Source organism: Paenibacillus silvae, from assembly GCF_014639235.1.
GTDB lineage: Bacteria > Bacillota > Bacilli > Paenibacillales > Paenibacillaceae > Paenibacillus > Paenibacillus silvae.
This window is the reverse complement of record NZ_BMFU01000017.1, coordinates 1-23,134: the sequence shown is the minus strand read 5'-3', so window position 1 is coordinate 23,134 and position 23,134 is coordinate 1. Positions and strand designations below refer to the sequence as shown.

The following is a 23,134-nucleotide window of genomic DNA, read 5'->3' as shown; positions in this document are numbered from 1 at the left end:
TGGGGGATCATATGTAAGTTTGGTGGTTCGGTTGTTGTTGGGTTGGGTTGGGGAACACCCGTGCAAGGTTAAGGTAAAGAGCCGGAGCCGCAGCTCTTGTCTGGTGGGGCTGGAGGTTGCTCATATGCATCGGTAAAATTCTAACGATTCGTAGAAGCCTTATTTAGCGTATTTTCGTACATTCTGAATTCTAACGATCCGTACAAACGCTATTTTCGTATAAACGGTTGTTTTTAGTCCAAAACCGCCCCAAACTGGGAGAATAAGGTCTCCAGGAATCGTTAGCTTTGAAAACGGTCCGATGTGAGGCATATAAGGCTCCTGGGAATCGTTAGAATTTTATCTTTCCTCCACATTACTCTCACACGAATGCCAACACTCCCCTACCACTCCAACAACACTATCCACTAATTTCCCTAATGACTCTTGCGATAGCTATCGACCTTCTTCTGTTACTCGCCTCCCTCTGACCAAATTTTAACGCCTGCTTGCCCGCTTGCCCCTTCTCCTCTTCCTCTCCCATGACCTGATTAATCTACTTACTAGCCTGCTCCATTTCACTTACGCTATGCCATGCACTTCATTCCTATAATTCGACCCACTCTAATCCATTTCATTTCGACTCGCTTCCCTCCACTTATATCACAGGTTCAATCACCACTCCATCTGCCGTCCATCCTTTCTCCCGCAACCTGCAGCAACTTCATGGTTCCTTCCCCTAACTTCTATTGTCGTACTGCCCTACTGCTCTACTCTGCTCTACTCTGCCCTACTGCTTATTCCTATCTCCAAACCTTGATGTCTCCCCCTCCTTCCATCACACCTCTCCCGCTGCGATTCACTCCAATCACAGAAAGGCCAACCAGTAATTACGGGCTAACCTAGATAAAACCTGATAATACAAAAAGCCAACACGCTGGTTATACGCATTGGCCTTGCTTACGTCAAACAATCAAACAAGATACAACCATATCGTTAGGCTCACTACTGCACAGTGCCTCTAGTCCCTGCTCCGCAGTTTGCTGAGTAGACGAATAATCTCAATGTACAGCCATACCAGAGTTACCATCAGCCCGAACGCACCGTACCACTCCATATACTTGGGCGCGCCTTGCTCGGCACCACCTTCGATGAAGTCGAAATCCAGCACCAGATTGAGGGCAGCAATAATGACGATGACTACAGAAATACCGATACCGATCAAGCTGTTCTCATGCAGATACGGAATCGTAATACCGAAGAAACCGAGCACAAAGCTGAGCAGGTACATAATCATAATACCGCCAGTTGCTGCAACAACACCCAGTTTGAAGTTTTCTGTCGCTTTGATCATTCTTGTTTTGTACGCTGTCAGGAGTGCGATAAAAACCGCAATAGTTAACAGTGCCGCCTGTAGTGTAATGCCATTGTACAGAGACTCATACGTTGCCGAGAGCGCTCCAAGGAACATTCCCTCTGCTACAGCGTAGACGGGTACGAGATAAGGAGCAACCACCGGTTTGAAAGAGATCACCAGCGCGAGAATAAAGCCAACAATTAACCCGCCATACGCAAGCGGCATCACTTCTTGTCCGTTAAAGAACATCATCCACGTTGCAAATGCACTGCCAAGCAGAATGACCAGCGTAATGAACGCTTTGTTCACCGTGCCGTTAATTGTCATGTACTCCTGATACCGATCCTCTCCATACCCTCTGTTCTCAAATGTGCTGTCTTTAAGTGTAGGGTTACCGCTACGACCGATCAACACAATCACCTCTTCCTATGTATTTGGCAAATCTATAAAACCCGATGTAGGTGCTGCTGCGTTGTGCTTGACGGTTAACAGAATGTCTCTTCCTGCTGCATGCCTCTGCCCTGCTCCAGGACCAGTTAATCACTTATTTACACTTTACACACGCTTACTTCGTTACTCACGTACTAGCTTACTAACCAACTCACTAACTTGCTCATCAGCTTGCTTATTAACTCACTGACACATCCGCTTACTTACCTGCTAACTTGCTGATTCACATAATGGCTTTATCATTCCACTTGCAAATGCACTTATTTACGCATCATATTACGTATTTACGCAATAACATATTTATTTCTGCAATTCTCACTTACTTTCGCCCATCTTCACATAAATAATTACGTAATTGCGCAATGCATTACCTTCCATGCTCAATAAAGCCTGGCTTATTCATTCATTTGCTTGCTCGTAAAGCACCTTATGCCCATTATACTTCACTTATATTAAATTGATAATATATGTATGGCACTTTTATTTTCTTTCCTGCTTCCACCCGGTAACAATCATGACACATGCTTTTTCGCGCTTTCCCGACAAATAACACCTCACCCGCTGCAGTTTGAAACAGGAGATTTTCGGCAAAAAAAACAAACTAATCCCTTATTCTACACGTTCTATATACGGTTAGTAGAATCTCCTTTTTCGGATTATCATTCGACACCATTTCACTCTATTTGAAGCACAATTCACGGAATTTTCGCTATTGCGACAAATATTTCAAAAAAAAACTTAACTTCCCTGATTCAAAGTGGTACTATATGGGTAGAGGAAGAATTTGGGCACTAAGACACATGTCTTTATATCCATGTTTGTCTGAGATGTTCATAATTTTCAGTCTTTCTCTACTGAATTCGGTGATGTGCACACGAGAAGAGGACAGTTAGAAAGAAGAAAGAACATTAGCTTTAAAAAAGTAGCTTGAATAGAAAGTGGATTCACCATCTATACGACCCTAATTAGAGTAAGTAGTGCTGGATAACCAGCCGCTAACAAGATTTCTTTTGACCACCGCAATCCGTTGATCATTCAGAAATCAAAGCAATAATATTTTCATTGTAGCCTGACCATAGCAATTAGAGACACCATATAGATAAACAGTTATTTCCTCAGAGACTAGTCAGAACACGAAACTGTAGCAGGTAGGCAAGCATAGTATTACAACCTTAGAATTGAACAAGTTCTACCTCCAGCCCGGCATTTGAGCCAGGGCTTTTTCCCGTTTGCACATGTGACTCAGGCCACCTGAGCTGTGAAACAGAGGTATCGTGGTTCTTTCAGCCAGGTTTATAATATGGGAAGATACCAGAAGAGGGAGTGATGGGATGTATTCCGATCTGCAGTTGACGGAGGACCGCCCTGTATATATACAAGTCAAAGATTATTTGAAGCGATTGATGTTAAAAGGCGGCCTGCAGCCCAATCAAAAACTGCCTTCCACCCGTGAGCTGAGTACACTCATGAAGGTTAGCCGCAGTACGATTCTACTCGCCTACGCGGAGCTTGAGGATGAGGGGCTGATCTATGCTTTGAAAGGCAAAGGCAATTACGTCAGCACACTCTTGGAAACACCGAAGGCCGAAGCACACTGGGAGCTGGACTGGAACGCCGAGGTGAGTGAATATGCCATTCGGGCCGAGCAATATGATCTGATGAAGCATGGATCGGGAGCCGAACGCGGGGACATTTCGTTTACCAGCATTGCACCGGATGAGAAGCTGTTTGATCTGCATAATGTGAAAAGGGCTTTTCTGGACCGGATGTCTCTTGAAGGCGAGGTCCTGCTTAATTACGGCTACGCGCAAGGTTACAGGCCACTCATGAAGTATCTGCTGCATTATATGGAGAATAAAGGGGTAGACCTCACCGGCAAGGATATCCTGATCACGAACGGATTCACGGAGGGCTTCGACCTGGTGCTTGGGGCATTGCGCAAAAAAAGCGGTAAAGCGCTCTGTGAGAATCCGACACACCACACGGCAATCAAAAATCTCAGGCTGCATCAGTTTCAGCTAACGGGCATCAACATGGAGCCGGATGGCCTCGACCTGAAGCAGCTGGAGCAAGAGCTCGCTGGCAATGCGTATGATCTGGCATATCTTGTGCCCTCTTACCACAATCCGACCGGAATCGTGACTTCACCTGCCAAACGGACTGAAATTATACGTTTAATGAATGAATATCAGGTCCCGATTATCGAGGATGGATTCAATGAAGAGCTTCGATATTCCGGCTCTCATGTCTCTCCCTTGATTGCCAGCATGGGCAGCGGCAATGGTCTGGTGTATCTGGGCAGCTTCTCCAAAGTTCTGTTCCCCGGACTGCGTGTGGGCTGGATTATTGCCGATGCAGCGTTAATCGATTATCTGGAGAGCATGAAGCGGGCTCGTAGCATCCATACGTCCACCTTGGATCAATCGCTGCTCTATCAGTACCTGAGCAACGGTAATTTCGAGAAATACCTGAAGCGAGCTCGCATGGAATACAAACGGAAATATGAGCTTGTGGTTCACTGCCTGAAGCGGTATTTACCCATGTGCCAGATTTCCGGGGCGGGCGGCCTGCACCTGTTCGTGCAGTTCCCTCCAGAGATTCAAACCAGAGAACTTCTCGTCGCCTGCAAGGCGAAGGGCGTTACCTTCACACCTGGAGACACGTTCTACCTGGAACCTGGTCAAGGACTTCACACGATGCGGCTTGGCTTCTCCAGAGTTAGCGACGAAAATATACGTAAAGGCATCCGTACGATTGGAGAGACGGCTGCGAGCATGATGTAAGGTCATTTAATAAAAGTACGATATAAGATGAACTGCTCTTTTACACATTAACGGAGAGGACTGAAAAACCTGAAAAGCGAAGCGGTTGCCTGAAAGCTTTCTGCAAGAAAGCTACATCGGAAGCATACGCTTATCACCAGATTTTCCCCTTTGGAAAGGGAAACCAAAAAAAACTGGGGATAACAGCGATTGGAAGGTTATTTTGTCGTCGGAGTGGATTGTGTAAAACCTTTGGTTCAACTTATATAGAAACGGGGAGGATTTTCATATGAGAGTCGGCGTTATTATGGGCGGTACATCTTCTGAGCGGGACATCTCCCTGCTCACCGGACAGGAGATGGTGGCGAATCTGGACCGAAGCAAATATGAGGTTATACCCATTGAGCTGAATTCCAAACGGGATTTGATCGACAAATCCGAAGGAATTGATGTTGCTTTACTTGCTCTGCACGGTAAATACGGGGAAGACGGTACGGTACAGGGCACCCTGGAATCCCTTGGTATCCCCTATACTGGATGCGGCGTGCTTGCCAGCAGCGTATGTATGGATAAAGACATGTCCAAGCAGCTTATGCGACAGGCTGGAGTGCTCACAGGGGATTGGCTGCAAGTCAAGCAGATGCAGGATTTGTCCTCAGCCGCCGTCCAGCAATTGACGTATCCTCTCGTGGTCAAACCCAATTCAGGGGGCTCCAGCATCGGAACACAGATTGTACATGAACCATCTGCACTGGCCGCCGCGGTAGGGGCTGCTCTGGCGTGGGATGACAGCGTGATGATCGAGCAATACATCGAAGGTGACGAGATTACCTGCGCTATTGTTGATGGCAAAATGCTGCCTGTCATCTCCATCCGTGCAAATGCAGCCTTTTTCGACTATGCCGCCAAATACGATGATAACGGTGCGGATGAGCAGGTTATTCAGCTGCCTCCCGATCTGCATCAGCGTGTAGAAGCCGCAGCATTGACCTGTTACACGGTGCTCAAATGCAGCGTCTACGCCAGAGTGGATATGCTCATTCGGGATGGTGTCCCTTACGTGCTTGAGGTGAACACCTTACCGGGCCTTACCCGGAACAGCCTGCTGCCCAAAAGTGCAGCCGCGGCAGGTATTTCTTTTGCCGAATTGTTAGACACCATTATTGATCTGTCCCTGAAGGAACGGTCTGTGGAGGTGTCCCGGGTATGAGTCTGGATATACGTATTCGGCACAGCACGAATCAGGATTTGCAAGATATGGTCATTCTGATGGATCAGCTTGGATATCCCACAACCTATGCGGAGATGCAGGAGCGATATAAGCACATTGAAGCTGATGCCAACTATACTACACTGGTAGCAGAAATACGCGGGCGTGTAGTCGGGCTCATTGGCATGCAAACGTCTTATCTCTATGAGAAGAACGGTAGACACTGCCGAATTATGGTTCTGGTAATTCATGAGCATTATCGCAGCCGCGGCATCGGTCGTCAGCTACTCCAGGCCGCTGAACATTGGGCAGCTGAGCAGCAGGTAGATTCCATATCGTTAAATAGCAGCAATAGCGCCGCACGCGAAGCTGCGCATGCATTTTATAAAGAGATGGGTTATACTGCGGGCAGCACTGGTTTCAGCAAGCGGTCGCAGCAGCTGCAGCACATCTGAGTAATGTGAAAATATGTATAAGAGCATACGCATTACAGCAGCACAATGAATTCAATTCAGCATCCTTTCCTTATAAAAATAAACAGCATAAATATGCCCCTCCAAACATAGATACAGCTACAGCTTGGAAGGGCATATCTGTTTTTTCCATTCATCTGATGATCTGCTGCACTTAGTATTTGGCAGATTGGGCGCCGTCAATCGGAATGATGGCCCCGTTAATAAACGGTGATTCACCCGATAGCAGGAATGCAACCAAACGCCCCACTTCCTTAGGATCACCCAAACGCTTTGCAGGATTGTCCTTCACAAATTCCTTGGACGCTGACTCCCAATCATCCGGATTGATCTGTTTGAAGGAACCAATCACCATATCCGTGAGAATGGCTCCCGGAGCTACCGCGTTGATGCTGATGCCGTGCTCCGCATATTCAATGGCTGCATCCCACAATTTAATCAATCATCAGCTTGTGCTCCCGGTTTCTTGAGCATCTCATAAGCCTCGAATAACTGCTCAACAGAAACCCCGTTAATGCTCATTCCCGCCACCTGACACCGTTCCAGCTCGATACCCGATAAGTCACAATCAACAAAACGACTCCCTCCCAAATCACAATGCTTCCAATGCATAGGAACACGCTCTGAGCCAAGATGTATATCTTGGAACTGAACACCATCCAAAGCGCAGAACTCAAACTTGGTGTCCGTCAAACGTAGATCTCCCAGCAGCATTTCCGTCATATTGAGGTTTGTTAATTTGCTTCCGCTCAGATTGCAATCGGTAATTCGGCTGTTCACCATAGAACTGGAACTGTACCACGTCGAATCCAAATCTGCCTGAACAAATTCCCTGTGAGAATTCATAGGGTGCTTTCTAGCTCCGGTTTCTATAATTTTCTCATAAACATACTCGGTCTCAGAGGGGTAGATGCAAACATAACCCAGTTTCTCATAGAAATGATGATTATCCCGCTGTCGACCAGACGTCTCCAGTCTCCACTGGCGAATATGGGAATATTCAGCCTCAATCTGTTTGATGACTTGTGAGCCAATCCCGCTTCCCTGGCAGACGGGGTCAATAAAGATTTTATCCACCCTTGCACTGTCATGACCAAGCACATTCACACTTACACCACCAACTGCACAACCATCTGCCTCCACCACATAGTAGTCCCACTCGCGAATCACATATTCATGCAGACGAAGCAAACTGTAACCCGGAGGGCAGAGATTGCTGTCCATGTCCTTCTCCCCGTTCCCCCAGACACGGATGGCCTGATCAAAAGCGCGTGTACATATGTCGGTAAGCAGAGCTGCATCTTCGTGTTTGGCCCGACGCAAGCGTATCAATGGTTGAATGAGTTCGTTAGGTTCAGCGAAATGGGAAAGCATTGCGCCAGAAGCGCTGTGAATGCATTCAAAATAATCATAATCCTCTCCGTCAGAGAGCCGTCTGCGATTCACGTATCGGAAAGCGTTATGCTCCAGCACTATGCGGGAGGCAGGATTATATGTTTTTACAATACCTACAATCCGGGTCAACGATGTGTGCTTGAACAAATACGTTGTCAGCGCCCCCACCGCTGCTGTGATATATCCTCTATTGCGGTAATCCCGTGAGATGGCATACGCCACCTCGCGGTCTGACGAGTCAAGCATATCGTTTGGAAACACACCACACCAGCCAACCAGCTGCTGACTCTCCTGGTGAACGACCGCCAGCATGATTCGTACATCCTGTGGGCCAAACCGCTCATAACTCCCTACAACGAACTGTAAAAACTCGCTTAATTGCTGCTCCGTCATCTTCCAATCCGGTAACAGGTCCGTAATCTCAGGCTGACGGGTCAAGGCAGCTAGTGCCGGCTTGTCTTCCAGGGTAAAAGGACGCAGTGTCACTGTACCCGCATTAATCGTGAAGCCATTATTCATATATAACACCTCTGGGGATTTATTTGGTGATGACACGACAAAAAGGAGCACCTCCAATAGAGGCACTCCTGTATCGTTTCATCCATTCAGATGCAACGCCGAAGCTCCTCGTAACGGTTCAAAAAGGACAGACGTATCCCGTGTTGGTCTAGCGGAATTTTTACGCCTTGTTCTTTTCAACATCATTACGAGAAATCTGGCATGCTCTGAAATCCCCTTTCATGTAAACGATCATCTACACGCTAACTTACTTGATATTACGGACGATCAATGAAAATCCAGCCTGTATCCTGCTCTTTCTCCACTGTAGCGCCAAGCGATTCCGCCATGAAGCGCAGCGGCACATAGGTTTTTCCGTTCTTTCCAACAAAGGCCGACTCCACCATCGTGACTTCTTGCCCCGCAACCGTTGCCTTTGGAGAGCCTACCGTCAGTACAATCTTGTCTCCAGTAATGTCGTCGATCACAACGATCTGGTTGGAGCCCTTAGTCCATTTCACTTCTGCATCCAATTGCTCGGACAGGTAGCGAAGTGGCACAAACGTAGTATTTTTAACCGTAATTGCACCGTATGTTTCATCATCAGGGTAGAGGAACACACTCTTGGTTGTAATTTTCATTTGGTTCCTCAGCAATTGATACACTACAGAGTTGGAATCAAAGTTGCGAAGCACCTGACCAGGGGTGGTCTGCCCTTCCACCAGTTCCAGCACGCCCTGTGGTGCATCCACTGCATCGACTGTAACTGCTCCACCGACATTCCACAGCTCACTGTCTGAGCTGATCGTTACTGCGTGTACCGGCAGTTCCTCCGAAGCAGGCACAGCCACTTTTAACGACATATTCTGTTTGCGAATATCCAGCTTGTTATCCAGGAAAAAGTCCATATTTAATTTGGTTTCCGGACCGAATACCGTCTTGAGCTCAGGGACATCCTTCAGCAGGTTGTTCAGTTCCTGGTCATAGTCTACCAGAATACTGTCCAGTCCTTCTTTGATCATATTGTACATTTCTGTCACTGCCTCTTCCTTCGTGGCAGGCACTGCATCGATCAGTGCATCGTCTTCCATGCCTTCCATCCCGCTAATCGTTTCATATACAGGATACAGCACATCATACAGATCACCAATCAGCTGCTTGAGGCCTTGCTCATCCTTGGAGATGCTTGTCAGGAACGGCTTGACCATAGCTAACAGCTCTTCACCGCTGATCTCCATGTGCAGCTTGTTGAGGGAAAGTGTTTCACCGTTAACAGCTTCCTGCACAGGAGTAACCGATATGTTTTTCGGATTGGACAGATGTTTCATGGCAAAAGACAATACCTTCGGAGACAACTCCTGAAGCTGCTGCTCCATTTGCTCCGTATTGATCGGGAGAAGTGCAGAGGCTCCGCCATGTTCATCCAGAGATATGTATACCGGTTTCTGAGCTCCATCTACATTAATAATCATACCCGATTTGTCCATGGACAGGTGGAATGGCAGCTTCGTCCCTTCCAGACTGAGCGAGCCTTTGATGGAAGCCGTCTTGGTATCCTTCATTTTGGCATGATCAATGTTCAGTGAAATCGAGTTGATCATCTTGATCATGGCCAGATCTTCATCTGATGCAAGTTGTGTATCCGGCTCTATGTTAATATGCATGGACTGTTTGGATTCACCGGATTTAACGCTGGTGCTGTTCGCCATGGCCTTGTCTATATCGACTCCGCCTACGGCCTGACATCCTGTCAGAACAACCATTAACAGGACAAGTGGCACCGCTATCCATTGGTATAATTTTGGTCTCTTAATCGGGATCTCCCCCTTAGCAAAATATGGTTCAATTCATATTATGAGGGCATATATAAACGTTGTAAACGGATACGCAAAAAAATAGGCCAAATAGGCCGGAACTCGTCCGGCCTCATGGTTCTTCTATCCTTCTTATGTCATAACATGCATGCGGAAACATGCTGTTTCATGTAACTTCTTCAGACTATTCCTGCTCCTGCTCTTCTGCTTCCTCTTCATTCTTCACATCATCGGCCTTCGTCACAGGTGTCTCGAATTGATCCGGCTCATCGTCCTGAATGGCTTTGTTCTCTTCATTCTGGTTCTGTGTCATCGTTATCCCTCTCCTCGGCACAATTTCATCAGGGCACCGCCCTGTGTGTATCTATAACCGGATGGCGAATGCATCAAACATCGTGAGCGCTATTCCACCTTTTTAGAAAACATAAAACAGAATCCCGTTCTCGTTCTCAACGGTCACCTGAAACAAAGCTTGAATCTGATCAATCGTCTGTATCAGCTCTTGAAAAATCTCTTCTTCTTCCCAGCCCTCCATGACAGGATAGACGCCTTCTGCAAGCATGTTTTTCAGGCTGTACCGTTCCCGTACATCATCAGGAGTCAACTGCTCCAGAGCCATATATGCCTCAAGCACCTGCTTGTGCTTCAGCAGGAACAGATCCATATCATCATATCGTCCCAAATAATGCTCACTGGCGAGCGGCACAACATATCCCAGCGGCGGCTCTCCGTCCAGCAGGCTCCCGTTTAACGTAAACTGCAGCATCTGCCACGTTTTATCAATATCCAGATCAACCTGACAATCATGCACACTAATCTCACCCGATTGGATGGATTGCACCAATTCATCGGTGACTACAACATATCTGCCCGACATCCCCATAGCGTTATCATCCCTTCTGCACACATTTCCTTCTATTGTTCCCCATTAACCATGCATGTTACATCAGAATCGGGGTAAAAAGGAAAAAAGAGCACTAACGACATAGCAGCATTCTTTTTCATGTGAAAAGAACAATTCTTTGGCAAGGAGGAACACGGATGAAAAAATTTGATTATAGTCTCAACTATGAAGAGCTGGATTTGCGCAAGCACCCCCAATTATATACGGTGGGCCGAGGTGAGCAGGGGGTGCTGATGGTGGAGCCGTATAAAAGCGAGATTCTGCCGTACTGGCGGTTCAAAACTCCCGAGATTGCAAAGGAATCTTCAAAGAAAATCTATGAGCTTTTTCTAACGTATAAAAAGAATAACGACTTCGTTGGCATGGATATGGCCCGCAAGTTTTTGCAGATGGGTTACACCCGGGCGAGACGTTACACGAATCACAAGGGTGGGCGCAAATATTCGAAGCAGGATGGCACCGTCCTGCCTTACCAGAATGATCCCGTAAAGGCCGAATCTGCTGCTATTTTCAAAGCTCAATGGGAAATAGCCAAACAGGATGAGTATTACATCCAGATGAAGAAGCAGCACCGTGAGAAATATGAGTCCGAGACGCCGGATTGATCCGAACACGCTGTACAATGTTACAATTAATGAACGTGGAGGCTGGCTTAACAGGACTCTATTCAACAGATAGACGTTAATGAACGTAGGTGAAGGTGATTGGTAGCGAAGTTAATTGCAATTCGGCAGACTCGGGCGAAAAATAGAATTATCAGTACTCATCTCGGCAGGATTATGTATTCTGTATGGCGTACTCAGCATATGACATATGTGAACGTGCCGGCGGCAAGCAGCTTGCCATCGGCACGTCTAGCCCGGATTATTGCGCTCTGACTTGCACTTTGCTGCTCTGCTGACGCGGCCGCAGCATCCCTCCAACCACACGAAGAATAAGCCTGCGCGGCAGAAGCCTTGCCAATTGAGCAGTCCAGTAGTTGGAAGCTCCGGGTACTGCATAACTCTTGCCGGATTGCAGAGCCTTTATCGCAACTTCCACCACATGCTCAGGTGTATCCCGCTTGCCTACAGAAGCCTCTTCCGCATTAACCACATCGAAGAAGGACGTCTCTGTAGCACCCGGACAGATCGCCAGAAACCGGATACCACGCCCTCGGTTCTCCTCATACAGTGCTTCTGTAAAAGAAAGCACATACGATTTTGTAGCTCCATACACAGCCATGTAAGGGTCAGGCTGGAAGGCTGCTGTAGAGGAAACGTTGATTACCGCTCCAGTTCGAGCCTCTAACATGCCTGGCAGGAACAGGTGAGTCATATTCGTAACCGCAACCACGTTGAGCATGATCTCCTCCTGCTGTCGCAACCCATCAACTTGCTCAAACCATCCATGTGTGGCGAAACCCGCATTATTAATCAGTGTATTTACCCGAATGCCGCGCTTCTGGCATTCATCGTAGATATATTGGGGCCCCAGCATCTCGGACAGATCGGCTGCAATGACCTCTGCTTTGACTGAATAGATACGCTCAATGCGTTGTGCCAGCTGAATCAGCTTCGCTTCCGACCTCGCAACCAATACAACATGGTACCCCTGTGATGCCATCTCGAGCGCAAACGCTTCCCCGATTCCTGACGATGCTCCTGTAATTAATGCCCATTGCTGTTGCTTCTTTTTCATGTCAAAACCGCCTTTTCACATTTGTTTTTTATTAGAAACACTGTTTCCTAATGAAAACATAGTATCCTCATTCGTGAATGATGTCAATCCTCATTTCTCAAATTGACGATCTCTGATTCTAAACAGTAGAATAGGTGCTAGGAAACGATGTTTCCAAAAGAAAACGAAAATGACGATTAAGGATGAACTTCGATGAAAAAATCAACGACTACACAGACGGAGTCGCTACGTCCGGTAACGACCTTTCAAGAGACAAGAATGCAGCATTCGGAGAATCTGCGTCAAAATATTGTACACGCCGCAGCCGCCCTGCTTCAGGAGCACGGTCCCGAAGCGGTTACTGTTCGGCGAGTGGCCGAGCGAATGGAGTGCTCTACCAAAATCATTTATAACCTTTTTGGCAAAAAAGAGGGACTCGCTAAATGTTTATATCTTGAAGGCTGCATGATTCTATCCCGCTCCTTCGAAGCAGTGCCGGAGCAGCCTTCACTTCAACAGCAGCTTCGCGCCCTCGCTCATGCCTACTGGGACTTTGCCATTACACAGTCCAGCTTCTATCAAGTCATGTTCGGTGGTTCATTTGCCGAGTTTAAACCGGATGCAGATAGTCTAGAGGGAACGGCAACAGCAATGAAACAACTCACGCAACTTGTGGAAGAGGCTCAGGCGCAGCAATACATTCGGGAGATGGATACGATCGCTGCCGTACAGATGATCTGGGCGCCATTGCATGGTGTGATTCATCTCTATTTGGGGGGACATCTAGAGAGTCAAATCGCAGCCCGAACCCTGTATGAGCACACCTTGTCTATGATCGTTCACGCTCTGTTTACTTCTGACTCGAAGGAGTAGAAACAGCTGAGATACAAAAAAGAGCAGGAGTTCAGCCCATTTATACGGGCTGAACCCCTGCTCCTGTTAACTCGTTGAGCAAGTCCATAATATGACACTGCTAGAGCTTTATTTTCACATATCGAAGATGAGTGACTACAGACTGCTCAGATCGGCTCAGGCATTCTCCGCTTCCCAGCGGGCAATCTCCTTGCGTACGATCGGTGCCACTTCCTTGCCAAGCAGTTCGATAGCATGCATAACCTCATCATGCGGCTGCGTTCCGAGCGGCGTATGCAGCATGAAGCGTGTGATGCCGACTTCTTTGCGAAGATAGATGATTTTCTCAGCGACAGTCTGCACATCGCCTACATACAGCGCACCTTCCAGGCTGCGTGCTGCATCGAAGGTTTCCCGGCCATAATGCCCCCATCCGCGTTCGCGTCCGAGCTGATTCATAACAGCCTGTGCAGGGCGGAAAAACTTCTCTACCGCATCATCTGTTGTATCGGCAACAAAACCGTGAGAGTGGGAAGCAACCGTCAATTTGGATGCGTCGTGTCCGGCATGTGCGGCTGCTTTTTTGTACAGTTCCACCAGAGGTGCGAATTGTTTCGGGCGACCACCGATAATCGCAAGCACAAGCGGCAATCCGAGCAAACCTGCGCGCACAACCGATTCCTGATTACCGCCGCTGCCGATCCAGACCGGAAGCTTCTCCTGCACCGGACGGGGATAGATGCCCAGGTTATTGAAGGAAGGACGGTGTTTCCCCGACCAGGTGACCTTTTCGGATTCTGTCAGCTTCAAGAGCAGATCCAGCTTTTCATCGAACAATTCGTCATAGTCGCTCAGCTCATAGCCAAACAGCGGGAAGGATTCAATAAATGATCCACGTCCGGCCATAATCTCTGCACGTCCGTTAGAGATGCCGTCCAGCGTGGCAAAGTCCTGAAATACACGTACGGGATCATCCGAGGACAGAACCGTTACGGCACTCGTCAGACGAATATTTTTGGTCTGGGATGCTGCTGCTGCCAGAATCACTGCCGGGGATGAAGCGGCATAATCAGCACGATGATGCTCCCCCACGCCGTATACATCCAGCCCTACCTGATCGGCCAAAACAATTTCCTCCACGACATCGCGAATACGCTGTGCGTGACTGATTAGTTCTCCTGTATTTACATCCGGGTTTGTTTCCACAAATGTACTGATTCCGATTTCCATTGTATGTTCCTCCCTGTTAATGAAGCGATCCGTCGTTCATCTAACCTATTGTAAGTAGATCACCTTTTGTTATTTATATTCATATTGAACTATTTTGAGGAAAAATACAAGTACCCTCTGTTTCCAGAGGGCAATTTTCATTCAATCCGGTGATAAGCGCATGCTCGCGATGTAGCTTTCTTGCAGAAAGCTTTCAGGCGACCGCTCTTATTTCTTACAGCTTCCTCCCGATATACAGCAGATGAGATGAAATCCCCAATATGGAAGGGTCCTTGGCCGCTTCAATCAGATAGTGAAACAGCTCCTGCTCCTCGCCGCGCCCCTTCCAGTACAACTCCTGTTCATCTGTAAGCATCGCTTTCAGGCTGGAGGAACCAATCAGATGCACTGTCTCGAAACCATGCTGCTCCATAAATGGTACAACGTCCTGCACATGAAAGTAGTATGCTCCCGTGAAGCGGCCTTGATCCTGATGGTCGAACGTTCCCTTCTGCATAAAAGAGCGGATTGCGTCCATGCTGTCGTTGGGCTTCCAATGCTGCGGGGATTGCAGTGAATTGATGCTCATCCGCATCCGGCTCTGGAATGCCGCAAACACAATACCTCCGGGCTTGGTTACACGATGCAGTTCCTGCACAGCGGCCTGTCGCTCCTGCTCCAGCTGCAGATGATACAGTGGCCCCAGCATAAGCACCGCATCGTAGGTATCATCGGCAATACCGTTCAGATGAGTCGCATCCAGCACATGAAAGCCGTCAAACTGTTGACTCAGCTTCATTTCCTGAGCCTTCTGTCTGGCCATATCCACAGAGGCAGGGGTAAGGTCTGAAAGTGTAACACGGTATCCTGATCGGGCAAGCTCCATCGCATACTTACCCGGCCCGGCCCCGTTGTCCAGCACAAGTCCTGTGGCGGGAAGCGACTCTCTTATATAATGCATGTTAATCATGAATTCAAACGGTTCCCGTTCCAGCCTTCCCCACTCGTCAAATCGAGAATAATAGTCAACCACACGTGATCTTTCCATCCTGCTGCACCTGCCTTTTCTTAACATTAAGGCCTGTTATATAAAACAAAAAAACCTGCCGCCTCAGCTAAGAGGCGACAGGTTTGACCTTCGCGGTACCACTCTTGTTGAATTATGAACAGGATAAATATATCCAAACCTATCCTGCCATAACATCTCAGAACCTGATGACGGAGGTTACCCGTCAGGGTCTACATGAATTCAGTTCTGTATATCCATGAATCCACTCAGCTACTTATTAGCTGGATCAATGGAGACATACTTATAACTGCTCTTCAACCCTGCTGCTCACAGGTGAGTTGGGGTCAGGCTGGACTGTCTTGCACCCTGATTGACAGCTCTCTGCACCGATGCCATATACCTTACTACTCCTGATCATTGCCTTTAACTGTTAAATTTTTACTAGTATATTATTCCTAATTATTCCTGTCAACGTTCTCTTTCCAGAAAATTAAGGCAGTGATTCATTTTAATTCTCATCAGCCTTTTCAAATCTATAGACAAAGCCGACGCTTCAAAGGTTCATTCCTGTTGTCTCCCTGCCAAAAAAAGAACGTTCACTTCTACAATGCTGTAGAGATGAACGTTCTTTCTGGATGAAGATGCTTACAGCCGATCACAAGCAGCACGCTTGGAAGGGCATTTAGATTTTTTTCACAAATTCGGACTTCAGCTTCATCGCGCCCAGACTGTCAATCTTGCAATCAATGTCATGGTCCCCGTCAATCAGGCGAATATTTTTCACCTTGGTGCCTTGTTTCACGACGAGCGAGCTGCCTTTGACCTTGAGGTCTTTAATGACCGTAACCGTGTCACCATCATTCAGTATATTTCCGTTGGCATCGCGCACCACTTTGGCATTCTCCTCCTGCTCCTCCGCTTCCAGGGACCACTCATGCGCGCATTCCGGGCAGATCAGCAGCAGGCCATCCTCATACGTGTACTCTGAATTACATTTCGGACAATTAGGCAAGTTAGACATATGTATTAAACTCTCCATTCTGATTTTAGCTATCTCGCAAGTATACAGAATTTCGACGATATGTTCCATACCATGGATCACTGCATCCCTGTCAGGTATGGATTGAAGGATATATTCAGGTACATATTTAAACCAGATTTAAAAGAAATCAACCTTCACTTTAAGGTAACCCGCTTATGATTAATAAATAACATATCACCTTAAGCATATGAATAACAGGCTGCTACCGGGACCTTACCTTGTACGGCATCTCTTGCTGGCCTGTCATTCTGCTAAAAATATAAATGATAGTACCATCTGACCGTTACTCTTATCTCAAAAAGGAGCTTCCACTTATGTCATCTTATGTGTTCCCCATTCAGACTGCGTTTATTATCTTTGTCATTGCCTCCATGTTCCTGCTGGTCCCTTGGTTAATCTATGGTTATCGCAAAGACGGCTTCTTCAGCTGGTCACGGTTTGCCATTAGCTTTTCATTTGTTTTCTACCTGCTCGCTGCCTACTGTCTGGTCATTCTGCCGCTTCCAACAACACGAAACACCTGTGCTCAGCAGGCCGCAGATACGGTCTATTACAACCTGACACCATTTATGTTCGTCAAAGATATTATGCGTGAAACCCCTATTGTATGGTCCCAGCCGTCAACCTGGATTAACATGATCAAGGGGAGAGCCTTCCTGCAAGTGATGTTTAATGTCCTGCTTGTCATGCCGCTGGGGGTATATATCCGGTATTTCTGGCAAAAGAGAGCATTCTGGAAACACGCCTTGGTAGCCGGCTTCGGACTCTCCTTGTTTTTCGAGGTAACTCAACTGACCGGGTTGTACGGATTCTACAGCTGTCCTTATCGACTCTTCGACGTGGATGACCTGATGATGAACACCTCCGGTGCAGTGATCGGATTTTTTGCAGCCCCGTTGCTGCTGGCCCTGTTCCCATCCAGAGCGAGTATCCAGGCCAAGAGTGAACAGATTGTGGAGCAAGATCGGGTATACCCTGTTCCTCAGCTGCTTGCACTTCTGATCGACAGTATTGTCGTGGTCATTATCACGAATTTCTTGTCCATTTTCACATTAAGCAATGATATTCAGACGGTATTAGACACATCCACGGCAATGGTGATTGTTTTGTTCTTCATCCCTTGGGTTCGCAACGGATATACACCGGGATCTGCTATTCTGCGCTTCCGTTATGTGGATCGTCAGAGCGGTACACCGACGCTTCCTGCACTGTTGAAACGATTTATTGCCATCTATGCCCCGTGGCTGCTGTTAACGATCATTCAACTGGTTAGCAAGTATGCCTACCCTAGCTATCATGAGGATACGTTGCAGCCTTATCTCATCTGGATTCCCCTGGGCATCGGCGCCCTGTACTTCCTGGTGTACCTGACGCTGTTTATCCATGTTCTCGTTGTAATGTTCTCTGGCGGCAAACGTTCCTTCTACTTCGATGAAGTTTCTCATATCCGGGCCTCGCGGAAATAACAAGAGTATGTTTCTTGCTCTTGCTTCCAGTACGTACGGTCAATTCGAAGGAAGGCAACACGATGTCACACAGACCCCCAAAGGCGGCCTTTCATGGATCATCCATGAGGCTGCCTTTGATGTTCGGAGATGCTATATCCCAAGATTTCAGATTCTTGAAAGGATGGAACATGGGGTGTCGCTTATATATGAAACATGAGTTTGAATGACGGACGCTACGCGATCGCGGGTATAGCCAAATTGCCTGAGGAGAGAGTACGAACGGGGAAAGCAGTAATGATGCTGGATAATGGCGGTATTCATCATGCGAATTACTCAACCTCTTCTGGAAGAACAGAAGGAATAGGTAAAAATTACCTTTTTACCTCCGTAAAGCCCGACGTTTAACATCTTGCAATTCTTGCAAAGGCTTTTTGGTCTGCGAACTGTGAACGTGGTTCATGGTCTGCGTTCTACGATGAGTAGACTGGGTCTGTGGTTCGTGGTCTGCGGTCTGTGATGTGTGATCTGCGGTCTGTGCTTCGGGGTATGTGGTCTGTGATGTGTAGGGGAAGGTCGATCGGTTTGCGGACTTTGATATAGATATGTAGATATCTAATTCATCTCTAACGAATCGTAGAAAGCTTATTCAGGTTTTTTTGAACACGTTACAATTCTAACGAATCACAGAGACGTTATATCGCTGCTTTTGTGCTATTTAAGGTTGTTTTTTCAACTTTTTGCCGTAATAAGCTTCCTGTGAATCGTTAGAATTCGCTCAACCTGAATTGAGGGCCAATAAGGTTTGTAGGAATCGTTAGCATTGTAAAGTGTTATATTAGGGTATGATATTTAAGTTGAATGATTCATTTTACACTACAACGGAGAGAACAAAAAAACCTGGATAGGCGGAGCTAAAAGCTTTCTGAAAGAAAGCTGCAACGGAAACATAAGCTTCGCCTTCATGCCCGGATTTCCCCCTTAGCAAAAGGGATTTTCCCAAATTCGGGCATAACGGCTAAGCTCCAGGTGATTCTGTCATTTTTGCATACAAAGATTCCAGGGAGCTTTGATTATATATTAGAGGTAAATCATCTATACACCCAGCAGTTCGCGTTTGGATGATTCAGGATCATGCACGACCTCAATCTCATGGTTGAAGATAAGTGTCGCCCGATTTTGACGATATTCAGGCCATTCAATTCCGGCAACTGCAGGCTTGCCAGCCTTCGCAAAAGCAATCCAGGCGTCCTGTACCTTCAGTGCAAGAGCCTTTGCAGCTTCATCCGGCTCGGCTTTCATGAATTTCAATGCATCCAGCGTGTTAAACACAAAGAAGATCTCGATGCTGTGAATAGCTCTCTGTAACAATGGATGCTCCGGCATGACCCAGTCGAAGCGGTACATCCACACCGGCGCATGCTCCTGCTGTGCAGCTGCGTACTGCAGCGCCGAGCGCCAGAAGAACATATCGGTCATGGCCTGAGCCTGTCCATCCGCAGTTTTCGGATAGCTGTCCGCGATTGCGGCCCGATTCTCCAGATCAGGTGTCATGAAATCAACCCCCTGCACCATATCAATCTCCTTCGAGTATGGTACATGCGGCTGAATAAACAGCGATCCCTCATGCAGCGTTGTACCGATGAGTATCGGGATATCCTTAGCCGAGCCTTCGCTCACAGCCTGAAGCGGGATTTGCGGAAGTGTCTCGCCATCCAGCACAGGCTGGAATAACAAGGCCATACCTGCTCCTATCTGCTGCTTTACCGTTTCTGCTGCCGCCATAATCTGCTCCACCGGCATACTGTTCAGCTTCTGCAGGTTGTCGCGGTCTACACCCAGCACCTTCAGCATGCCCTCTCGCAGGGCAACCGCCTGTTCTTCCGGCATGAACTGTGATGCACCACTTTCCATAATCGCACGTTGGAACAGCCCTTTGGCAGATGGCATCGCCATCAATGCAGCAATGCTCATGCTTCCTGCGGATTCGCCAAACACAGTAACCTGATTCGGGTCACCACCGAAGGCAGTGATGTTCTCCTTTACCCACTGTAGTGCTGCTACCTGATCCAGCAGACCTGCATTAGATACAAAATCCTTGCCTAGCGGAGCCATGTGAAGGAAACCGAGTGGTCCAAGACGATAATTGATGGTCACCACAACAACATCGCCACGAACAGCAAGCTGGGTTCCGTCATATACAGGCAGACTGCCTGAGCCGGTTACAAATGAACCCCCGTGAATCCAGACCATGACGGGAAGGGGTTGACTGCTTTCTTTTTCAGGGGCCCAGATGTTCAGATACAGACTATCCTCCGACTCTGGCGGCTTCTGCCCAGCCATCTCCTCTGAATTGTGACGCGGCTGTATGTTCTCAGGACCAAATTCAGTCGCCTGTTTAATTCCATCCCATGACTCAGGTTGTACCGGAGCCTTGAAACGCAGCTCGCCTACTGGCGGCTTGGCATACGGAATGCCTTTCCACACACTTGCACCTTGTAAAAGCTCGCCTTGAACCTTGCCATATTTCGTTTGAACCTGAAGTTCTCGCATGCGTCTTCTACATCCTCTCCGTAATAAGTAAATGGTTTTATTCCAACGCTTGGAATAAACATGTGTATCTATTTGAGTATAAATCGTAGCTACACCCATTTACAAATTTGTGCAGTATGACGTATTTGCGTGACGTTTCACGTGGAACGATATTTAAATTTGGGGATAGAGCACCGTATACTTAGCATCCTCGATCCATTTTCCGGCAGCAAAGTCCCGGCCCTTCATGAACACCCGATCCGTACAAATCTCCACATACAGCCCTTCACAGCCCTCCGGATGCTCATCTGAATCGGTCCAGAGACAAGCATTGGAGAAGGCATTAAACATGGTCTCTCACGAGACTTACATAACCGCTATCAAATTAAAGTATACCCTCCGTCTACATACAACGTACTTCCGGTCGTGAACGTATTTGTCATCAGATATGTGACGGTATGTGCAATTTCTTCATTGGAGCCCACACGTTTGAGCACGGACATGTTCTCATAATCTTTGAAATGATCTCCTCGCGGTGTTCCTTCCTGCCCTTCCCGCCAGATGGTTCCAGGGGAGACTACGTTAACACGGACAGGAGCCAGCTCGACGGCAAGTGCTTTACCCAAGCTCTCAATGGCTCCATTACAAGCAGCATATGAAGCTCCACCATCCAGTGGACGCTGGCTAAACCCGCCAGACATCAATGTGATTGAACCTGAGGAAGCGAGATAGGGTACAGCGTACTTTGCAGCAAAATACTGGGGCCAAAATTTACCCTTGAAGCAACTTTCTGCTATTATCCGATCCGAAGTTAGGGGGCCTCGGGTATAGGCCGCTCCCGGGGTGAACAGATGATCGAATGCACCAACTTGAGCGAAAAATGTTTCGATCTGCTGTTCATCCTGATTGTCCAGCACATAAGTTTCGACAACTGCACGTCGGTCTCTATCCCCTCTTACCATCTCAATCTGGTTTCGTGCCGCCTCCAGTCTGGATGACGATCTACCTGCAATGACGATTGACGCGCCTGCTTCGGCTGCCTGGATTGCGGTTGCCAGTCCAATGCCTGAGCTTCCACCAATAATAACAACCCGTTTATTCTCCAGTGTATAGCGATTCATCTATTATCTTCCCCTTGTCTTCGGTTATATACGCGAGTGAGTTCACGTACTGTTCATTATTGAACACATAAAAAGCGCTGAACAGTACGCACTTCCATCGTACCTAGTACGAAATTGCATACTATTGGGTAGAGAACTCAGCAGAAATGAAGAAAATCCGTTAAAATAAATAGAACAATATAACCAGATAAACTGAGGTGATTACTATGGATTTACAAGAGCCACGGTTAGAAGGTGTCATAACGACACTAGAGACCATTAATGGGAAATGGAAACCCCTCATATTATTTATTTTATTGAAAGAAGGTACCAAACGATTTGGCGAACTACGGCGCATGATTCCTGATGTATCTCAAGGCACGTTAACGAAGCAATTGCGTGAACTGGAGCAGGATATGATCATCGTACGCACACTCTACGGGGATGTTCCACCCAAAGTGGAGTACAGCCTGTCTGAACATGGTCAGACCATCGGCACATTATTGGACAGCATGTGCGGCTGGGGTAAAGCACATCTGGACTATCTGAACAGCACCCACAATCAATAGAAGTTACCCGCGTGATACAGGACAAACCAAAAAGGCCGGGCATCATATTCCCGGCCTTTTTGTGCTTATATCTATCTTTCGTTCAGAAATTGTTATTTGTTCTTTACTGCTGCTCATTCTTACTTTTGCGCCGCCGCTTCAATATCGGCATATGCCCAGTGTGTGGCAGGTACATCGCTAAAGGATGGTGTTGCTGCTCCTGTCAGCGGTGTACGCTTGAACAAAACGTTCAGCACTTTAACCGCTTCCGCACGAGTCAGCTTGCCGTCTGGTTTGAATGTGCCGTCCTGATAACCTGTCATCAGTCCCGCAGATTGCACATATGCAATCGCGTCTGCTGCCCACAGATCAGCAGGTACGTCGGTAAAGGAAGCTGCATTTGCCGTTTTTGCAGTAGTGCTTGTGCTAGCTGTAGTTGCTGCCGAGGTCATTCCCGTTGTCGCCGCTGCATCAGCTTCTTGCTTCTGCAACCAGCGGTACGCAATCGTTGCCATTTGCGCACGTGTGATCAAACCTTCCGGTGCAAACATGGAGCCGCTAAGGCCATTCATCATACCAGCAGCCTGCACTTGTATAATTTCGTTCGCGGCCCAGTGTGTTGAAGTTACATCAGCGAAACTTGCCTCCGTTGCATTTCCCACGGTTGCTCTATCACCCGATAGATTGCGGGCGAGCATCGCCGCCATTTGTGCACGCGTTACATATACATCTGGACGGAAGTCCGCGCCGAAACCTTGAATGTACGGATGGTTTGCTGATTGAGCAGGATGCAGTCCGTCTACAGAAACTAGTGTAAATGTACTGAACTTCGTTACAGTGAACTCAATCCCTTCACTGCTATCTGCCAGCTTCACCAGTTTTCCTCGTACCAGTTC

The 23,134-nt window shown here is 47.6% G+C and carries 21 protein-coding genes; 7 read left to right on the top strand and 14 right to left on the bottom strand.

Annotated features, from left to right (window positions below):
- Window positions 1-1,000: 1,000 nt before the first annotated feature.
- Window positions 1,001-1,747 carry a Bax inhibitor-1/YccA family protein gene (locus IEW26_RS27515; protein WP_188594750.1) on the bottom strand — a complete coding sequence of 249 codons (747 nt, stop codon included), beginning with the start codon at window positions 1,745-1,747 and terminating at the stop codon, window positions 1,001-1,003.
- 1,370 nt (window positions 1,748-3,117) lie between these two features.
- Between IEW26_RS27515 and pdxR the strand changes: the two genes are divergently transcribed.
- The 3 genes from pdxR to IEW26_RS27500 all read left to right on the top strand — a co-directional run bounded on the left by pdxR (window position 3,118) and on the right by IEW26_RS27500 (window position 6,213).
- Complete coding sequence (gene pdxR, locus IEW26_RS27510; protein ID WP_188594713.1) at window positions 3,118-4,569, top strand: MocR-like pyridoxine biosynthesis transcription factor PdxR; 1,452 nt, start codon at window positions 3,118-3,120, stop codon at window positions 4,567-4,569.
- A gap of 268 nt (window positions 4,570-4,837) precedes the next feature.
- Complete coding sequence (locus IEW26_RS27505) at window positions 4,838-5,758, top strand: D-alanine--D-alanine ligase (RefSeq protein ID WP_188594712.1); 921 nt, start codon at window positions 4,838-4,840, stop codon at window positions 5,756-5,758.
- Window positions 5,755-6,213, top strand: coding sequence for a GNAT family N-acetyltransferase (locus IEW26_RS27500; protein WP_229730079.1), 459 nt, complete (start codon window positions 5,755-5,757; stop codon window positions 6,211-6,213). Before IEW26_RS27505 ends, IEW26_RS27500 begins: the two co-directional genes overlap by 4 nt.
- 172 nt (window positions 6,214-6,385) lie before the next feature.
- Here the strand turns inward: IEW26_RS27500 and IEW26_RS27495 are convergent, their stop codons facing one another.
- The 5 genes from IEW26_RS27495 to IEW26_RS27480 form a co-directional block, all read right to left on the bottom strand.
- Window positions 6,386-6,673 (bottom strand): SDR family oxidoreductase, encoded by a 288-nt coding sequence (locus tag IEW26_RS27495; RefSeq protein ID WP_229730078.1) that lies wholly within the window; start codon window positions 6,671-6,673, stop codon window positions 6,386-6,388.
- Window positions 6,670-8,145 carry a GNAT family N-acetyltransferase gene (locus IEW26_RS27490; protein WP_188594711.1) on the bottom strand — a complete coding sequence of 492 codons (1,476 nt, stop codon included), beginning with the start codon at window positions 8,143-8,145 and terminating at the stop codon, window positions 6,670-6,672. Before IEW26_RS27490 ends, IEW26_RS27495 begins: the two co-directional genes overlap by 4 nt.
- Window positions 8,146-8,402: 257 nt before the next feature.
- On the bottom strand, window positions 8,403-9,887 hold the full coding sequence (locus IEW26_RS27485) for a stalk domain-containing protein (RefSeq protein WP_188594710.1): 1,485 nt from the start codon (window positions 9,885-9,887) through the stop codon (window positions 8,403-8,405).
- A 235-nt stretch (window positions 9,888-10,122) separates the two neighbouring features.
- On the bottom strand, window positions 10,123-10,251 hold the full coding sequence (locus IEW26_RS30595) for a hypothetical protein (RefSeq protein WP_268237082.1): 129 nt from the start codon (window positions 10,249-10,251) through the stop codon (window positions 10,123-10,125).
- Between the two features lie 102 nt (window positions 10,252-10,353).
- Window positions 10,354-10,821 (bottom strand): DUF1877 family protein, encoded by a 468-nt coding sequence (locus IEW26_RS27480; RefSeq protein WP_229730077.1) that lies wholly within the window; start codon window positions 10,819-10,821, stop codon window positions 10,354-10,356.
- A gap of 158 nt (window positions 10,822-10,979) precedes the next feature.
- Here IEW26_RS27480 and IEW26_RS27475 point away from each other — a divergent pair, with 158 nt between their 5' ends.
- Window positions 10,980-11,447 (top strand): DUF4385 domain-containing protein, encoded by a 468-nt coding sequence (locus IEW26_RS27475; RefSeq protein WP_188594708.1) that lies wholly within the window; start codon window positions 10,980-10,982, stop codon window positions 11,445-11,447.
- 259 nt (window positions 11,448-11,706) lie between these two features.
- Here the strand turns inward: IEW26_RS27475 and IEW26_RS27470 are convergent, their stop codons facing one another.
- Window positions 11,707-12,522, bottom strand: coding sequence for an SDR family NAD(P)-dependent oxidoreductase (locus IEW26_RS27470; RefSeq protein WP_145404916.1), 816 nt, complete (start codon window positions 12,520-12,522; stop codon window positions 11,707-11,709).
- A 192-nt stretch (window positions 12,523-12,714) separates the two neighbouring features.
- Between IEW26_RS27470 and IEW26_RS27465 the strand changes: the two genes are divergently transcribed.
- Window positions 12,715-13,374, top strand: a complete 660-nt coding sequence (locus IEW26_RS27465) for a TetR/AcrR family transcriptional regulator (protein ID WP_188594707.1) — start codon at window positions 12,715-12,717, stop codon at window positions 13,372-13,374.
- A 156-nt stretch (window positions 13,375-13,530) separates the two neighbouring features.
- Here IEW26_RS27465 and IEW26_RS27460 read toward each other — a convergent pair whose 3' ends face one another.
- The 3 genes from IEW26_RS27460 to IEW26_RS27450 form a co-directional block, all read right to left on the bottom strand.
- Window positions 13,531-14,583 carry an LLM class flavin-dependent oxidoreductase gene (locus tag IEW26_RS27460; RefSeq protein WP_188594706.1) on the bottom strand — a complete coding sequence of 351 codons (1,053 nt, stop codon included), beginning with the start codon at window positions 14,581-14,583 and terminating at the stop codon, window positions 13,531-13,533.
- A gap of 214 nt (window positions 14,584-14,797) precedes the next feature.
- Window positions 14,798-15,610 carry a class I SAM-dependent methyltransferase gene (locus tag IEW26_RS27455; protein WP_188594705.1) on the bottom strand — a complete coding sequence of 271 codons (813 nt, stop codon included), beginning with the start codon at window positions 15,608-15,610 and terminating at the stop codon, window positions 14,798-14,800.
- A gap of 643 nt (window positions 15,611-16,253) precedes the next feature.
- Window positions 16,254-16,592: a zinc ribbon domain-containing protein YjdM gene (locus IEW26_RS27450; protein ID WP_111271295.1), complete on the bottom strand. Its 339-nt coding sequence runs from the start codon at window positions 16,590-16,592 to the stop codon at window positions 16,254-16,256.
- Between the two features lie 335 nt (window positions 16,593-16,927).
- Here IEW26_RS27450 and IEW26_RS27445 point away from each other — a divergent pair, with 335 nt between their 5' ends.
- The gene (locus IEW26_RS27445) at window positions 16,928-18,079 is read left to right on the top strand and encodes a VanZ family protein (protein ID WP_188594704.1); all 1,152 of its coding nucleotides are present in this window, start codon (window positions 16,928-16,930) and stop codon (window positions 18,077-18,079) included.
- Window positions 18,080-19,153: 1,074 nt separating this feature from the next.
- On the opposite strand, the gene IEW26_RS27435 is transcribed toward IEW26_RS27445, so the two are convergent.
- The 3 genes from IEW26_RS27435 to IEW26_RS27425 all read right to left on the bottom strand — a co-directional run bounded on the left by IEW26_RS27435 (window position 19,154) and on the right by IEW26_RS27425 (window position 21,711).
- Complete coding sequence (locus IEW26_RS27435) at window positions 19,154-20,611, bottom strand: carboxylesterase/lipase family protein (protein ID WP_188594702.1); 1,458 nt, start codon at window positions 20,609-20,611, stop codon at window positions 19,154-19,156.
- A gap of 153 nt (window positions 20,612-20,764) precedes the next feature.
- On the bottom strand, window positions 20,765-20,941 hold the full coding sequence (locus IEW26_RS27430; RefSeq protein ID WP_188594701.1) for a hypothetical protein: 177 nt from the start codon (window positions 20,939-20,941) through the stop codon (window positions 20,765-20,767).
- A 29-nt stretch (window positions 20,942-20,970) separates the two neighbouring features.
- Window positions 20,971-21,711 carry an SDR family oxidoreductase gene (locus tag IEW26_RS27425; RefSeq protein WP_188594700.1) on the bottom strand — a complete coding sequence of 247 codons (741 nt, stop codon included), beginning with the start codon at window positions 21,709-21,711 and terminating at the stop codon, window positions 20,971-20,973.
- Window positions 21,712-21,917: 206 nt separating this feature from the next.
- On the opposite strand from IEW26_RS27425, the gene IEW26_RS27420 reads away from it, so the two are divergent.
- Window positions 21,918-22,259, top strand: a complete 342-nt coding sequence (locus IEW26_RS27420) for a winged helix-turn-helix transcriptional regulator (protein ID WP_188594699.1) — start codon at window positions 21,918-21,920, stop codon at window positions 22,257-22,259.
- Window positions 22,260-22,378: 119 nt separating this feature from the next.
- Here the strand turns inward: IEW26_RS27420 and IEW26_RS27415 are convergent.
- The coding region (locus IEW26_RS27415) for an S-layer homology domain-containing protein (protein ID WP_188594698.1) at window positions 22,379-23,134 on the bottom strand (756 nt) is incomplete at its 5' end.